The following is a 16,062-nucleotide window of genomic DNA, read 5'->3' on the forward strand; positions in this document are numbered from 1 at the left end:
CGGACTGGCGCGCCGGGGAACTCACTCCCCGGCGCGCCGCCGCAGTGCTTCCAGGCCTTCCCTCACCCGGGGCCACTCCCGGTCCAGGATACTGAAGTAGACCGAGTCCCGCCGAAAATCGTCCTGCACCACCATGTGCTGGCGTAACACCCCCTCGCGGGTGGCCCCGATGCGCTCCAGCGCCGCCTGTGAACGGGTGTTGCGCGCGTCCGCCTTGAACTCCACGCGGATACAGCCCAGGCGCTCGAAGGCGTGTTCCAATAACAGGAATTTGGCCTCGGTATTCACGCCGGTGCGCTGCCAGTCGCGACCCAGCCAGGTCCAGCCGATCTCCAGGCCGCGGTGAGCCTGGCGGATATTCAGGTAGCGCGTACTGCCCACCACCCGGCCCTTGTGGTTTTCCACGATCGCGAAGGGCAGATGCCCCGCGGTGGCCCGCGCCTCGTCGACCCAGTGCCGGGTGTCCGCCAGGTCGACAAAGCACCGGCGGGGCATGAAGGCCCAGTCGGCGGCGCTCTGCCCGCGGTGGTACAGACCCTGTGCATGATCCTGGCCGAGGGGCTCCAGGCGGATGAGTTCGCTCCGGAGCGTGACCGGCTTGACGTCCAGGCTCATGCCGGCGCGCTCGCGATAACGCCGTTCATCGGGGCTCCAGGATCGTCGAGCCGGTGGTGCGCCGCGCCTCCAGGTCCCGATGCGCGCGCACAATATCGGCCAGCGCGTAGCGCTGGCCGATCGCCACCTGCACGCTGCCATCGAGTATGCGCTCGAAGACGGCCGCCGCCGACTGCCGCAAATCCTCGGTACTCGCGGTATAGCTCACCAGGGTGGGACGGGTGATATACAGGGAGCCGCCGGCGGCGAGCCGCTGCAGATCGAGCGGTTCCGGCGCCCCGGAGGCGTTGCCGAAGCTCACCATCAGGCCCCGGGGCTGCAAACAGTTGAGGGAGACCTCGAAGGTGTCCCGGCCCACGCCGTCGTACACCACCGGCACCCCCACGCCTCCGGTGAGGTCCGCCACCGCCTGCGCCACATCCTCCTCGCGGTAATTGATTACGTGGTTGTAGCCGTGGGCCAGGGCGATATCCACCTTGTCCGCCGAACCCACGGTTCCGATCACCGTGGCGCCCAGGGCCCGGGCCCACTGGCCAAAAATGAGCCCCACGCCGCCGGCGGCGGCGTGGAACAGGCAGGTCTGCCCCTCCCGCAGGGCGTAACAGCGCCGCAGCAGGTACTCCGCGGTCTGCCCCTTGAGCATCGCCGCGGCGGCGATGTCGAAGTCTACGCCGTCGGGCACCGGCACCAGGCGCGCCGCGGGCAGGTTCACGGCCTCGGCGTAACTGCCAAGCCCCGCGGAGCAATAGGCCACCCGGTCGCCCACGGCGACGTCGGCGCCCTCGCCCACGGCAACCACCACGCCGGCCCCCTCCGTGCCCAATCCCGAGGGCAGGGGTATCGGGTACAGGCCACCGCGGTGGTAGGTGTCGATGAAATTGAGGCCGATGGCGCGATTCTCCACCTGGGCCATGCCAGGCCCCGGCGGTTCCAGCGGCACCTCCCGCAACGCCATCACCTCCGGCCCCCCGACTTCCTCGATCCGCACCGCCCTGACCATAATCTCGCTCCTCGCGATAAGTTCCCTTGCCCGCCCGACGTCCGTCGCGTGCCGGCTGCTGCACGACGCCTGTTGCACGTCGCCTGTTGCACGACGCCTGTTGCACGACGCCTGTTGCACAGCGCCCTGTTGCACGTCGCCAAATTCGCGTCCGGTTCAGAGTATACTGCCTGTCACGGCCCGGCAATCACGGCGCAAGCATGCAACGTCGATTCACCCGTACAGAGCGCTTTTTCTCGCTGTTCACCACCCTGCGCGCGGGCGAGGGGCTCGCGGTCCGGCGTCTTTGCCTGCAGGCCTTCGTCATCATGTTCGCCTACTACCTGCTAAAGGTCATCCGCGAACCCATGATCCTGGCGGAGGGCTCCGCCGAACTGAAAGCCTACTCCACCGCCCTCCAGGCCCTGCTGCTGATGGCCATTGTGCCGCTGTTCGCTGCCCTCTACCGCCGCCTTCGCGACCGCGCCGGAAAGCACCTGCTGTTCCGCAACACCTTGCTGTTCCTGGTCGCCAACCTCCTGTTGTTCGCCCTGGCGCGCTCCGCCGGCCTGCGGGTGGCGGTGGCCTTCTACGTGTGGCTGGGCATTTTCTCGGTCATGATCCTGGCCCTGTTCTGGGCCTTCGCCGCCGACCTGTTCAACCTGAAATCGGGCCAGCGCGTGTTTCCCCTGATCGCCGCCGCCGCGGCCCTGGGCGCCCTGCTCGGCGCCGGCCTGGCGGGCGACCTCGACCGGGCTCTCGGGCACGGCGGCGTCATGCTGTTTGCCGCTTGCCTGTTGTGCCTGCCCTGCTGGACGGCGGGCGGCACCGAAACCCTTATCCCCGCGGGTTCGGCTAGCCGCGCGAGCGGCCCGGGCGATTCGCCAGCCGCCCACCCCTTGCTGCAGGGCTTCGCGGTGGTGTGGCGCAGCCCGACGCTGCGGCTGATCGCCGCCCTGGTGATCGTGCTCAACCTGGTCAACACCAACGGGGAGTACATCCTGGCGAGTTTCGTCACCGCCCATACCCGGGACATGAACCCCGAGGCGGCGCAGCGCTGGATGACCGATTTCTACGCCAACTACCTGTTCACCACCACCGGCCTGGGCTTCTTGATCCAATTGTTCCTGGTGTCGCGCATCTACGAGCGGGTCGGCATACCCGGCGCGCTGTGCGTACTGCCGGTACTGATGATCGTCAACTACAGCCTGATTGCCCTGCTGCCCGTCCTGGCGGTAGTCAAGTTGGCCCTGGTCCTGGAGAACAGCGTCAACTATTCCCTGGGCACCACCACCCGGCACGCGCTCTACCTGCCGGTGCCGCGCGAACAAAAATACGTGGGCAAGCATACCGTCGACACTTTTTTCTTCCGTGTGGGCGACGTCCTCTCCGGCGGCATTGTGTTTGTCGCCAGTACCGTGATCGGCCTGGGCACTACCGGGTTCGTCCTGACCAATGCCACTCTCTCGGGCCTGCTGCTCTTGATCTCGGTGGCCATCGGCCGGCGGCACCGCGACAACGCCCAACGCAGCCTGGCCAACCAGCCGCCGGTGGCGGCGGGGGACCTCGAGGACCTGTCGATACCGGCGGGGGAGCCCACGCGCCTGCAGATTGCCGCCAATACCTTCCTCGATCCCGACGTGGGGGACGCCCTGCGCTACCTCGCCTTTGCCGCCACCGGGGAGCGCCTGCCCGGCTGGGTGAAATTCGACGGGCTCAATCGCCGCTTCGACTTCCACCCCCCGGCAAACAGCGCCGGCAGCCTGCGTATCCGCGTGGTGGCCCGCGATTTCGACGGCCTGGAGGCGGAGGTCTGTTTTACCGTCACCTACGGCGTCAGCAACTTGCGGCGCTGGTAGAGGATGGCGATCACCACCGCGATATTCACCGCGGCCAGCACCGCCGCCACCGGCAGGTAGTCCATGGCCCGCATGCCCAGCAGGTTGAGGCCGGCGAAGATGATGCCCGCCTGCAGCAAATCCCCCAGGCGCTGGCCGAAGGGGTCGATCACCGCCCGCGCCTCGTACTTTTCCTGCCGCGACAGGGGCAGGTAAAGCATCTGCCGCACGGTATTCTGCAGCGAGTAGTCGAGACTGTTGTCCACGACCTTGAAATAGCGAAACCAGGCCATCACCGGCAGCAGCGCCAGCGCGCTGTAGCCCAGAAACACCACCACCGGCGTAAACAGCAGCGCCGCGCCAAATCCCGCCACCCGCAGCAGGCGCGACACCAGGAAATACTGAATGAGCACCCCGGAGAAGTTCACGAAAAAGTAAAAGGTGCTGTAGAAACGGCCGACATAAGTGCCCTTGTCCACCAGAATATCGCCCGCGGCGCTGCCCTGGGCGTAAAGCGCCTCCAACACCGAGGCGAGCAGGAACTCGCCGGTGGTGTTGACCAGGTTGAGCAGGATAACGAACACCGCCATCAACAGCAGGTAGCGCTTGCCGAGTACCAGCTGGAATCCGGCCATCAGCGAAGGCTGCGCCACTTCCCCGCTTTCCGGCCGGCCCCGGGCGGATTCGGGTACCGAACGGGTGGCAAAACGCGCCGGCAGTGACGCCAGTAACAGCGTTACCGCCCCGCAGGTCATGAGGCCGTAGGCGTCCAGGTGATTCACCAGCTCCCGCGACACCGCCGAACCGACCCACGCGCCGATGGAGGCCCCCAGGGCCACGATCACAAACAGGCGCTCACCCGCCTCGCGGCTGTACAGCTCCGAGGCAAAGGCCCAGAACTGGGCGATGATCATCACGCTGTAGGCCCCCAGCCAAACGAAATAGGGCATCGAGACCGGCACCGCGAAAACGCTCCCCAGCACCGCGAAAGCCAACAGGGTCGCCACGCAGATCGCGGTGACGATACGCATGAAACGATAGCTGGTGAAGCGGCGGGAGAACTTGCCGTACAGCGGAATGAACACCAGCAGCAGGAGCGCCTGCAGGGCCACCGCGTAACTGCGAATCTCCGCGGTGCCCTCGGTGAGGATCAACATCTCCCGGGCGGGCTTGAGCAGGTAGGCGGTCAGCAGGATCAGGAACAGGCTGGCGAACATCGCCGCGATTCCCGCTCCCTCCCCCGGGCGCAAATCCACGCCCAACAACAGGGTGCGCTTCAACGACCCCCTGATCCCCCCCGCGACCGCGACCATGGCCAGCCCCGCCCCGGATTACCTACTCGTCGCCCGAACGCACGGCCTCTTTCACGATGAGGTCCCTGCGCTCCAGGATGGCCTCGATCTGGCGCGGGTGGAGGTAGGGTCGCAACTGCGCGTCGAGTGTATCCGCGGACAGGGCCCGCAGACGATCGAGCAACAGGTCCGACACCATCACATCCACCTTGCGGTATTGCTTGGGACGCCGGGCATCAGTGCGGAACGCGCGACTGTGGTCGATGAAACGCAGCATGTAGTCATCCTGGGTCCACAGGATATTGGTGAGGTTGCGGTCGTCGTTGTGAATCAGGATGTCGAACACAAAGCGCAGGCGGTATTGCTCGTACTGCTTGCAATAGCTGTTGAACGGCAGTTCCCGCGCCAGGCGGTCGCGCTCGTTGATGGTGTTGTCCGCCCAGTCCGACAGCGCCCCCTCGTCGCCCTCCACCTCGCCGATCACCGCCGTGGGCACCATCTGCAGGCCCAGCATGCGGTCCAGTTTGTAGGCCGCCACGTCGTAGACGTAGCGGTCGCTGTCGTCGTAGCGCCGTGCGATATAGCGGGCCTTGTCCTGCAAGCCCGGCGCGGAATCTTCGTATTTGAAGGCGGCAATATTAACCACGCCGCCCCGCTCCTGCCGCACCCGCTTCGGCTTGGTGATGCCGGTGCCAATGGCCTCCACCTCGGTCACCGGCGCCTCGCGCATGAACTGCTCCAGCGCCGCATCGCTCATGCCCGACAGTTCCATGGCGAGGTCCCGGGTCTCGGCCACCGGTTGCGAGGGCGCCTCGCCCAGGTAGTGCACGCGGCTTTCCCCACCTTCGCTCACCAGGGCGGAGGCCCGGCCCTTGTACACCGCCTTGAGCATCCCGGTATCCAGGCGGATCACCAGCCCGTCCATGCGCGCTTGCACATCGCCGGTGGTGGGCGTGTGGCCCACCACCAGCTGTTTCGCCCCCACCCGCTTGAGGAAGCGTTCAGTGTTCCACGACTCGGCGTAGGGGTGGCACAGGGCGCTGCCCCGGTACCAGTTGAGGCTGTCGTCGCTGAACAGGAAGGCGGTCTGCAGATCGAACACCCGCTGCAGCGGGTCAAACCACGCCGCGCGCACCCCCGGGTTGTCCGCCGCGAAGTCCTCGGCGCGGGCGTTGAGGAATTGCAGGCGGTCGTGGTAGCCGACAAACCAGGGCATGACCCCCGCCTCCCGCAGTTGCGCCATGCTGTCGAGGAATGCGCGCAGCTCCTCCCCCATGGTCTCGTTCAACTCCGCCAGGCTGCGCTCGGCCGGGTCGCGGGCAATACCGCCATGCATGTAGACCTTGTCGTTGACGCGTATGACAAAGGACTGGCGCAGCAGCCAGTCGCCGATCTCACCGCCGGGAGAAAAAGCCTTGCGCAGGGCGACGAAGCCCGGCGGATACTGACGCTCAAAAGTCTCGCGGACCGCCGCCTCTTCACCGTCGGCGTGAACCCGCCGGTAGTCCCGCCACAGGGCCTCGCGCTCCGCCGGGTTCTCGTCGGGGGCAAAGGCGGCAAACTCCGCGGGGGACACGTAGCGCAGGTCCCCGGTCATCACCATCACCTCGTGATTGCCCAGGGTCATGTGCACCGCCCCGCCGGCGGCCTCCGCCTGGCGCTGCAGCTTCATCATCAGCTCGACCACCTTGCGCGAGCCCGGGCCGCGGTCGACCAGGTCCCCAACGGACACCAGGTGGGTTGCGCCCGCGGCCCAGTCGAGGGCGTCGTCGACCACCCCCAGCTGCCGCAGCAGGGCGGTCCAGTCCTCATAGGCGCCGTGTACATCGGCAAAGGCCACCACCCGGCTGTCGGTATCGAACGCGTAGGGCGACGCCGCAGCTGCCGGCGCCACCAGCCGGGGCAGGACGAAGGCTATCAACATGCCCAGCAACGCACCGTTCAGGAGGACTTTGCCTAGTTTGCGCATGTGCGGTCTCGCATTTGCCGGTGACAGGGCTGAGTCTAGACGAGTTTCCCCGCCACTGCCCGGGAGCCCGGCGATTGCGGTAAACTTGCCGCTCCCGTTTCAGCCTGGAATACCCGCCGTGTTTGATACCATCTCCCTGGACCGCCGCCTTCACCTTGCCCTGGAGGCCATGGACCTGCAGCGCGCCACGGCGGTGCAGGAGCAGGTGCTCCCCCGCGCCCTGGCCGGCGCCGACCTCAAGGTCTCGGCGGAAACCGGCAGCGGCAAGACCCTGGCCTACCTGATACCCGCCGTGCAGCGCCTGCTGGAGGGCGGCGCGCGGCGCAACGCGGGTACCCTGGTCCTGGTCCTGGTGCCCACCCGCGAACTGGCCCGGCAGGTCTTGCGGGAGTGCCGCCGACTGATCGACAAATCCCCCCTGGAGGCCGCGGCGCTCACCGGCGGCGCCGACTTCAAGTACCAGAAATCGGTGCTGCGAAAAAACCCGGAACTGCTGGTGGCCACTCCCGGCCGCCTGCTGGAGCACTGCGAGAAGGGCAGCGCGGACCTGGCCTCGCTCGAGGTCCTGGTACTGGACGAGGCGGACCGCATGCTGGACATGGGCTTTCGCGAGGACGTGTTGAAGATCGGCGGGTATTGCGCCCCGGAGCGCCAGACCCTGCTGCTGTCCGCGACCCTGCGGGTGAAAGGCATGAGCGATCTCACCAGCACCCTGTTGCGCGACCCGGAGGCCATCGCCATCGGCGAGGTGCGCCAGGCCCACGGCAACATCCACCACCAGCGCATCCTGGCGGACGGTGTGGAGCACAAAAACAAACTGCTACTGGCCCTGCTCGAGGACGCCAGGGGGCGGCGCAGCCTGGTGTTCGCCAACAAGCGCAGCACCGTGGACCGCCTCACCGGCCTGCTCGGGCACCACGGCATCCGCTGCGACAGCCTGCACGGCGAGATGAGCACGGAGGAGCGCAAGCGGGTCGTGGCGGCGTTCCGCGAGGGCAAGATCGACGTGCTCTGCGCCTCCGACCTCGCCGCCCGCGGCCTCGATGTGCCGGACATCGACACGGTGATCAACTACGACCTGCCCCACAGCGGCGACGACTACCTGCACCGCAGCGGCCGCACGGCCCGCGCCGGCGCCAGCGGCACCGCGATTTCCCTGGTGGACGCCGGCCAGTGGAACCTGATGGCCAGTATCCAGCGCTACCTCAAAACCGAGTTCGAGGCGCGCGCCCTGCCGGGGCTCAAGGCGAAGTACAGCGGGCCGAAGAAGATCAAGGGCTCTGGCAAGGCCGCCGGCAGCAAGAAGAAGAAACCGTCCGGGGCCAAGGCCAAGCAGCGCGCGCGCGACACCAAAAACAAGGGCAAACCGAAACGCAAGGACTCTGCCGAGAGCGCGACACGGACCCCGGTCAATGACGGCACCGGGCCGCTGATGAAAAAGCGGCGGAGCTGACTGTCACGCCCCGCCGCCGCAGCGCCTAGTCGCCGGACTCCGGGGCGTAACGCCCGAACCACTCCAGAATCGCCGCCACCTTGCCAATCAACTGGCTCGGCCGCTTGTAGATGCTGTGGGAGGCGCCAGGCATGCGCACCATGGCGGTATCGACCCCGCGCAGTTTCAATGCCTGGTAGTACTGCTCAGTCTCCGGCATCGGCGTGCGCAGGTCGGCCTCGCCGGTCAGCAGCATGGTCGGGGTCGTCACATTGCCCACCTTCGACAGCGGCGAGCGCTCCCAGTAGGCCATGGGCGTCTCCCAGGGCATCTTGTCGAACCAGTATTTGGTGAAGAATGGCGACATATCGGCGGTGAGCACGAAACTGGTCCAGTTGATCACCGGTTTGGCCACCACCGCGGCGCGGAAGCGGTCGGTGTTGCCGACAATCCAGGCGGTGAGCAGACCACCGCCGGAGCCGCCGGTGACGTAGAGCTGCGCCGGGTCGACGTAGCCTTGCTCGATCACCGCGTCCACCGCGGACATCAGGTCGTCGTAGTCCTGGCTGGGGTAGTTGTGGTGAATCAGGTTGCCAAAGTCCTCGCCATAACTGGTGCTGCCCCGGGGATTAACGTAGAGCACGACATAACCGGCCGCGGCATAGAGCTGGACCTCCGCGGCGAAGTGCGGGCCGTAGGCGGCGAAGGGACCGCCGTGAATCTCCAGGATCAGGGGGTAGCGCTGGTCGGGATCGAAACCCGGGGGCCTGGCGACCCAGGCCTGGATGTCGCGGCCGTCGTGACTGGACTTCAGCCATAACTCCTCCACCTCGGCCAGGTCCCGGTACTCGAGCAAACTGGCGTTGAGGTGGGTCAGCTGGCGGTTTTTGCCGCGCTCGCCCACGGAGATGTCCGCCGGCGACGCCGGCGTGCCCGACGTGAAGGCGTAGACACCGTCGCCGCCCACGGCGAAATCCGCCCCGGTGTAGGGCCGCCCGAGGGATTTGCCCCCCAGGTTGCGGGCGAGAATGTCCATGTCGCCATCGAGATCGACAGCCGCCAGCACCGTGGCGCCCTTGTCGTCGTACTGGAACAGGATTCGGCGACCGTCCGCCGACCACTGCGGGTCACCGACACTGCGATCCAGATCGGCGAGCAACTCGCGCCGGTCGCCGCCATCGCTGCCCATGACGTAGAGGCGATTGCGGTGGTAGCCCATGCGACGGTCGTCCCATCCGACATAGGCGATGCGCTTGCCGTCGGGGGACACCGCCAGGTCGCCGTCGGGGCCCCGGCGATCGGCCAGGGTGGTGAACTCGCCGCTGGCCAGGTCGACCCGGTAGATATCGGTATTGGCGACATCCAGGGCCCAGTCCGGGTTGCGGTTGGCCGAGACGTACAACGCCTTGCCGTCGGCGGACCAGGCGATACTGCCGTCGTGGTGGAAATCCCCCGAGGTGACCTGGCGGGGGCTGCCCCCATCCGCGGGAATGACGAAGACCTGGCTATAGCCGTGGGGTTTGTCACCGCTGCCGTCGTGGCGGTACACCGCGCGGTCCACCACCACCGGTGGCGGGGCCCAGTCGGCGCCCTCGGGCTTTCTTGGCAGTTGCCCCATGGTCGGAGGGTCCGTGGGCACGCGCATGGCGAAGGCCAGCCACTCGCCGTCCGGGGACCAGGCCAGGTTCTTGGGCTTCTCCGGCAGCCGGGTCAGCTGCGCCACCCGGGGGCTGTCCAGCCAGGCGACAAACAGCTGCGAGCCCACATCGTCCTTGTGGACATACGCGACCCGCGAATCATCGGCGGACAGCACCGGACCGCTGATATTATTGGGGCCGGTGGTGATCGGGCGCTGCTCGCCGGTACCCAGGTCCACCAGCCACAAATTGGCCCGCGACTTGTCCTTCATGATGTCCATGTCGTGGCGCAGGTACAGCACCTGCTCGCCCTCGCTATCGACCAGCGGGTCGCTGGCGTAGCGCAACTGGAACACGTCTTCCAGTGAAAATTTCGGCGCGGCCAGGGCGCCGGCCGCAAAGCCCAGGGACAGCGCCGCCGCCAGGCACTGGGTGAATCTAATCCGACCGAGTCTGTTCATTCCTTCCCCCCGTGTATATCAGTTACCATGGGCTCCCGCTTTACCAATACGCTGTCACCGCCATGTCCAATCCCCTGCTGGAAGATCACCACCTGCCGCCCCTGTCGCGCATTCGCGCGGAACACGTGGAGCCGGCGGTAAGCCACCTAATCGAGCGCAACCGGGCCGCGATAGACGACCTGCTGGACAGCTCGGATAGCTACAGCTGGGAACAGACGCTACAACCCATAGAAGACCTGGAGGACGACCTGGAGCGCTGCTGGGCACCGGTGTCGCATCTCAACGGCGTAATGAATTCGGAAGCCCTGCGGGAAGCCTATAACCGCTGCCTCCCGATGCTGTCCGAGTATAGCACCTGGATGGGCCAGCACCCTGCCCTGTACGGGGCATACCGGCAAATCGCCGACGGCGCCGAATACGCCCGCCTGGACGGCGCCCGGCGCAAGGCGATCGACAACGCCCTGCGCGATTTCCGCCTGGCGGGGGTCGCCCTGCCACCGGAGCAGCAACGCCGCTACGGGGAAATTCAGCGCCGGCTGTCGGAGCTGGGCAGCAAATTCAGTGAAAACGTGCTGGACGCCACCCACGCCTGGACCCGGGAGGCCAGCGAGGAAGAGCTGGCGGGGCTGCCGCCAACCGCCCTGGCCAGCGCGCGGCAGGCCGCTTCGCGGGTGGGCCGGGAAGGCTACCTGCTCACCCTGGAAATGCCCTCGGTGCTGCCGGTGCTGACTTACTGCGACAACGCCGCCCTGCGCGAGGAGGTCTACACCGCCAACGTCACCCGGGCTTCCGGCGAGGGCCCCCACGGGGGCCAGTGGGACAACTCGGCGCTGATCGGCGAGATCCTCGACCTGCGCCTGGAACTGGCGCGCCTGCTGGGCTTCGACAACTACGCCGAACTGTCCCTGGCCACCAAGATGGCCGAGAGCCCGCGGCAGGTTATCGACTTCCTCGAACAGCTGGCGCAGCGCTCCCGGCCCCAGGCACAGCGGGAATGGCGCGAGCTGGGCGAATTCGCCCGCGAGCAATACGGCGTGCAACAGCTGAACGCCTGGGACGTGGCCTACTACGGCGAGAAGCTCAAGCAGGCCCGCTACCGCGTGTCACAGGAGGAGATCCGCCCCTACCTGCCGGTGGACCGGGTGCTGTCGGGCCTGTTCCAACTGGTCGAGCGGCTGTACCAGGTGGAAGTCCGCGAGCTTGGGGACTTCGACCGCTACCACGATGATCTGCGCCTGTTCGAGGTGCGCCAAGAGGGCGCGGCCATCGCCCAGTTCTATCTGGATATCTACGCCCGGGCGGACAAGCGCGGCGGCGCCTGGATGGCCGATTGCCGGGTGCGGCGCCAGCGCAAGGACGGCCTGCAGTTGCCGGTGGCCTTCCTGGTGTGCAATTTCACCCCCCCGGTGGGGGACGCCCCCTCCCTGCTCACCGAGCAGGAGCTCACCACCTTGTTCCACGAGTTCGGCCACGGGCTACACCATATGCTGACCCGGCAGCACGTGGCCGCGGTGTCCGGCATCAACGGCGTGGCCTGGGACGCGGTGGAATTACCCAGCCAGTTCCTGGAAAACTGGTGCTACGAACCCGAGGCCCTGGCCTTTATCACCGGACACTTCGAAACCGGCGAGCCACTGCCGCGGGAGCTGCTGGACAAAATGCTGGCGGCGAAGAACTTCCAGTCCGCCATGTTCATGGTGCGCCAACTGGAATTTGCCCTGTTCGACTTCCGCCTGCACATGGAATGGTCCCTCGAACAACCGCCCTCGGTACAGGACCTGCTGGACGCGGTCAGGGAACAGGTGGCGGTGTTGAAACCGCCCGCCTTCAACCGTTTCCAGCACAGCTTTTCCCACATCTTCGCCGGCGGCTATGCCGCAGGTTACTACAGCTACAAGTGGGCGGAGGTGCTGTCCGCGGACGCCTTTTCGCGCTTCGAGGAGGAGGGCATCTTCAACCGGGTCACCGGCGCGGAGTTTCGCGACAAGGTGCTGGCGGTGGGCGGCTCACAGGACGCCATGGACCTGTTCGTCAATTTCCGCGGGCGGGAGCCGGATATCGAGGCCTTGCTGCGGCACAGCGGCATTGCCGCGGTCGAATAAATTCGACCCTACATGGGTTGGGCGTGCCTCCCTGGCTCTGGTCGAATGAATTCGACCCTACAGGGGTTGGGGGCACCTCCCTGACTCTGGTCGAATGAATTCGACCCTACAGGGGTTGGTCGAATGAATTCGACCCTACAGGGCCGGGGGCGGATCAATCCGTTGCGGTATCGTGGCGCCAGCCGGCGCAGCCCTTTTGCCCCGGGCCGGAGGCCACGCACAACTCGACCTCGCGCAGGTCCTCCCCGGCGGACAGTTCCAGCAGGCGGCCGAGCAGGTAGTGGGAAAACTCCTCCACGGTGGCGTTGCGAATCGGCAATACCTGGGTGTCCCGACGCAGGAACAGCATCTCGTCGGTGGCGAATCGCACCCGATAGTAATCGCCCGACTCGTCGATTGACTGGTGCGGCGACTCCGCCGCCAGCAACATGTACTCGTCGAGCGCGTCACAGAGCTGTTTGAGACGCGTCTTGTACACATTGTAATCGGCGGAAAAGCCGTTCTCCCCCATCGGCGCCACGATGCGCGCCGACACGGAATAATTGTGTCCGTGGAGCCGCTCGCGCTCGGTGGCGCTGAATATCGTGTAGTGGGCCGCGGAAAACTTGTGACTCTCCTTGTCGATGTACAGTGTGGTGAGGCGCTCCATGATCTCCCGGTTCCGCGTGGTGGGCACACCATTGTTGCGGCTGGCTCGCGCATTGGCAAGGGCCGCGAACGGCGGGCCTGAAATCAATCCGCGTCCCGGAGGACGGCACCGCGAAGATTGAACCGGGGCAGGTCATGGCGGCATACTGCGGCACTCAGCAAACAAGAGGCAGCGCAAAGCAGCATGAAGACAGCCATCATCACCGGCGCCAGCGTCGGCATCGGCAGGGCCACCGCGGCCCGTTTTATCGCGGAGGAGTACCGCGTGTTCAACCTGTCGCGACGCTCCTGTCCCGAACCGGGGGTCACCAACCTACCCTGCGACCTGGGCTCGGACAGCGACATTGCCGAGTGCTGCGGCGCGCTGCTGGAAGTGATTGCCGGCAGCGACAGCGTGGCCCTGGTGCACAACGCCAGCCAGATGCGCAAGGACAGTGTCGACGACTGCGGCAGCGCCAGCCTGCGCGAGGTACTGGAAACCAACGTGGTCGCCATCAATAGCATCAACCAGCACCTGTTGCCCCGGCTACCCGCCGGATCGAGCCTGCTGTACGTTGGCTCCACGCTGTCGGAAAAAGCGGTGGCCGGTTCGTTCAGCTATGTCCTGAGCAAGCACGCCCAGCTCGGCATGATGCGCGCGAGTTGCCAGGACCTGATGGGCCGCGGGGTACACACCGCGTTGATCTGCCCCGGCTTCACCGACACCGAAATGCTGCGTACCCACCTCGGCAACGACGTACGGATCATCGACGCCATCGCCGCCATGAACAGCTACAACCGCCTGATCGAACCGGCCGAGATTGCCGAACTGCTGTTTTGGGCACACGGCAACCCGGTGATCAACGGCGCGGTCCTGCACGCCAACCTGGGTCAGCGGGAAAGCTGAGTTGGCCGGGATCACTACTGTTATTGGCGAAGCCGAGCTGCGGGAGCGGCGCGAGCGGGTCTTCCTGGTGCTGGCGGGCACCTTCCTGAGCGCCATGACCCTGCTCAATGTGATCGGGATTACCCGTTTCATCCAGCTCGGGCCGATGGCGCTGGCGGTGGGCGTGCTGCCCTACCCCCTGACTTTCCTGTGCACCGACCTGATTTGCGAACTCTACGGCAAGGCGCGGGCCAACTTCCTGGTCAGCGTCGGCCTGGGGCTCAATTTCCTGATCCTGTTCGTCCTGTTCCTGGGGGACGCCATTCCCTCGGTGCCGGCGGACCAGATGCCCCCGTGGCAGGTACTGCAGTTGGCCGCGCCAGTGGCGCTGCCCAACGGCGATACCGTGGAGGGCAGTATCGGTCTCTACCAGCTGATCTACGCCACCACCTCCGGCGCGGTGTTCGCCTCGATGCTGGCCTACATCGCCGCCCAGTACTGCGACGTGCAGTTGTTCCACTTCTGGAAACGGGTCACGCGGGGCAAGTACCTGTGGGTGCGCAACAACTTCAGCACCCTGATGAGCCAGATGGTGGACTCGGTGATGGTGATCAGCGTGACCTTCGGCGCCGCCTTTCTGCGTGGCGACATCGCCCTGAAGGCGATGCTGGTATTGATCGGCAGCAACTACCTGTTCAAGGCCTCGGTGGCATTGATCGATACCGGCCCGTTCTATCTTTGCGTGCACTACCTGCGGCGCTATCTGCGACTGGAGGCGGAACAGTATCCCCGGGCGGAGCCCCGCAGCCGTACCGGGCAGGGTGTTTGAGCGTGGTACCGGTCGAGTAAACGCGGTATCGGTCGAGTAAACGTGGCATCGGTCGAGTAAACGTGGCATCGGTCGAGTAAACGTGGCATCGGTCGAATAAATTCGACCCTACAGGGAGTATCGCCCCCCTGTCCTGTAGGGCCGAATTCATTCGGCCATCCCCGAACGGTCCTCCCCCGTAGGGCCGAATTCATTCGGCCACCCCCGAACGGTACAAACCCCCACCTGCCGGGCCGAGGGCCGCCCCCCCCTTTTCGGGTCATTCATTCGGCCCCCCGTGCGGGGGGCCACCACTACCGGAAGACCGCGGGATCAACTCGCCTCGGCAAGCGCCACCGGCGCCAGGCGCTCGCGTCGAAGGTACTCCCTGGCCAGCTCCTCGGCGATCACCTCGGAGGGGCGGTGACACTCGTCGGCCCGGCGCAGCACCTCGGCGAGGGTGGTTCCAATACGCTCGATGTGAGCCTGCTTGACGCTGTCGGCGGAGCCGCTGCGCTGGTGATGCACATCGATAATGCCACCCGCGTTGACCAAAAAGTCGGGGCAGTAAAGGATGCCCAGGTCCTTGAGATGGGCGCAGTCCGCCGGAGTGGCGAGCTGGTTGTTGGCGGCGCCGCAAATGATCCCCGCGCGTACCCGCGGAATGCTCTGCTCGTTAAGCACCGCTCCCATGGCGCAGGGCGCCAGGATGTCGACTTCAAGGCCGAGGACCTCGGCCACATCCACCGCGATCACCCCCAGCTCCTTGGTCGCCCGCTCCAGGTTGGCGGCGTTGACGTCGGCCCCGTAGACGATGGCGCCGTCCTCGCGCAAATGCTTCGCCAGGTAGAAACCCACATGGCCCAGCCCCTGGATGGCCACCTTGAGGCCGTCAAAGGTATCGACCCCGAGGCGGTGACGCACCGCGGCACGCATCCCCAGGTACACGCCCCAGGCGGTGCTCGGCGAGGGATCGCCACCGTACTCGTTGTCGTCCAGGCCGCTCACCCAGCGGGTGCGCTCGCTCATTGTGCGGATATCCGCCACGCCGGTGCCGGAATCCTCGGCCGCCACGTAGCGCCCTCCCTGGGATTCCACGAAATCCCCCATCGCCCGCAATAACTCCGGGGTCTTGTCCTGCCGGGAGTCGCCGATAATCACCGATTTGCCGCCCCCCAGGGGCAATCCCGCCAGGGCGGACTTGTAGGTCATACCGCGCGACAAGCGCAACACATCGTGCAGGGCCGCCTCGTCGGAGGCGTAGGGGAACATGCGGCAACCACCGACGGCCGGCCCCAGGGTGGAATCGTGCACCGCGATGATGGCGCGCAGGCCGGTGGCTCTGTCGCTGCAAAAGGAAACCAGCTCGTGCTGATCGAAAGCCGGTGCTGAAAACACGCTCATTGGGCAATCCTC

Annotated in this window: 12 protein-coding genes; 5 read left to right on the top strand and 7 right to left on the bottom strand. The window is 66.2% G+C overall.

The features are described 5' to 3' along the window. Window positions 1-21 precede the first annotated feature (21 nt). Window positions 22-615: a GNAT family N-acetyltransferase gene (locus tag JYP50_RS17915; RefSeq protein WP_206561932.1), complete on the bottom strand. Its 594-nt coding sequence runs from the start codon at window positions 613-615 to the stop codon at window positions 22-24. A gap of 25 nt (window positions 616-640) precedes the next feature. Further along, window positions 641-1,615 (bottom strand): quinone oxidoreductase family protein, encoded by a 975-nt coding sequence (locus JYP50_RS17920; RefSeq protein WP_206561933.1) that lies wholly within the window; start codon window positions 1,613-1,615, stop codon window positions 641-643. A 200-nt stretch (window positions 1,616-1,815) separates the two neighbouring features. Between JYP50_RS17920 and JYP50_RS17925 the strand changes: the two genes are divergently transcribed. Beyond that, window positions 1,816-3,453: an ATP translocase gene (locus tag JYP50_RS17925; RefSeq protein ID WP_206561934.1), complete on the top strand. Its 1,638-nt coding sequence runs from the start codon at window positions 1,816-1,818 to the stop codon at window positions 3,451-3,453. Here JYP50_RS17925 and JYP50_RS17930 read toward each other — a convergent pair. Further along, on the bottom strand, window positions 3,423-4,712 hold the full coding sequence (locus JYP50_RS17930) for an NTP/NDP exchange transporter (protein WP_206561935.1): 1,290 nt from the start codon (window positions 4,710-4,712) through the stop codon (window positions 3,423-3,425). The two genes, JYP50_RS17925 and JYP50_RS17930, sit on opposite strands and share 31 nt — an antisense overlap. Before the next feature lie 55 nt (window positions 4,713-4,767). Next, a complete protein-coding gene (locus JYP50_RS17935; RefSeq protein ID WP_206561936.1) occupies window positions 4,768-6,693 on the bottom strand; it encodes a metallophosphoesterase in 1,926 nt (641 codons plus the stop codon). A 118-nt stretch (window positions 6,694-6,811) separates the two neighbouring features. On the opposite strand from JYP50_RS17935, the gene JYP50_RS17940 reads away from it, so the two are divergent. Beyond that, window positions 6,812-8,146, top strand: coding sequence for a DEAD/DEAH box helicase (locus tag JYP50_RS17940; RefSeq protein ID WP_206561937.1), 1,335 nt, complete (start codon window positions 6,812-6,814; stop codon window positions 8,144-8,146). A 25-nt stretch (window positions 8,147-8,171) separates the two neighbouring features. Here the strand turns inward: JYP50_RS17940 and JYP50_RS17945 are convergent, their stop codons facing one another. After that, a complete protein-coding gene (locus JYP50_RS17945; protein WP_206561938.1) occupies window positions 8,172-10,223 on the bottom strand; it encodes a S9 family peptidase in 2,052 nt (683 codons plus the stop codon). Between the two features lie 62 nt (window positions 10,224-10,285). Here JYP50_RS17945 and prlC point away from each other — a divergent pair, with 62 nt between their 5' ends. Continuing rightward, window positions 10,286-12,325 (top strand): oligopeptidase A, encoded by a 2,040-nt coding sequence (gene prlC, locus JYP50_RS17950; protein WP_206561939.1) that lies wholly within the window; start codon window positions 10,286-10,288, stop codon window positions 12,323-12,325. Between the two features lie 154 nt (window positions 12,326-12,479). On the opposite strand, the gene JYP50_RS17955 is transcribed toward prlC, so the two are convergent. Beyond that, on the bottom strand, window positions 12,480-12,974 hold the full coding sequence (locus tag JYP50_RS17955) for a 6-carboxytetrahydropterin synthase (protein ID WP_206561977.1): 495 nt from the start codon (window positions 12,972-12,974) through the stop codon (window positions 12,480-12,482). 183 nt (window positions 12,975-13,157) lie between these two features. Here JYP50_RS17955 and JYP50_RS17960 point away from each other — a divergent pair, with 183 nt between their 5' ends. Continuing rightward, complete coding sequence (locus JYP50_RS17960; RefSeq protein WP_206561940.1) at window positions 13,158-13,859, top strand: SDR family NAD(P)-dependent oxidoreductase; 702 nt, start codon at window positions 13,158-13,160, stop codon at window positions 13,857-13,859. 1 nt (window position 13,860) lies between these two features. Further along, complete coding sequence (locus JYP50_RS17965) at window positions 13,861-14,667, top strand: queuosine precursor transporter (protein WP_241263282.1); 807 nt, start codon at window positions 13,861-13,863, stop codon at window positions 14,665-14,667. Window positions 14,668-14,979: 312 nt separating this feature from the next. Here JYP50_RS17965 and JYP50_RS17970 read toward each other — a convergent pair whose 3' ends face one another. Beyond that, window positions 14,980-16,050 (bottom strand): Glu/Leu/Phe/Val family dehydrogenase, encoded by a 1,071-nt coding sequence (locus tag JYP50_RS17970; RefSeq protein WP_206561941.1) that lies wholly within the window; start codon window positions 16,048-16,050, stop codon window positions 14,980-14,982. Window positions 16,051-16,062 lie beyond the last annotated feature (12 nt).

The organism is Parahaliea mediterranea (assembly GCF_017255185.1).
Classification (GTDB): Bacteria; Pseudomonadota; Gammaproteobacteria; order Pseudomonadales; family Halieaceae; genus JAFKCZ01.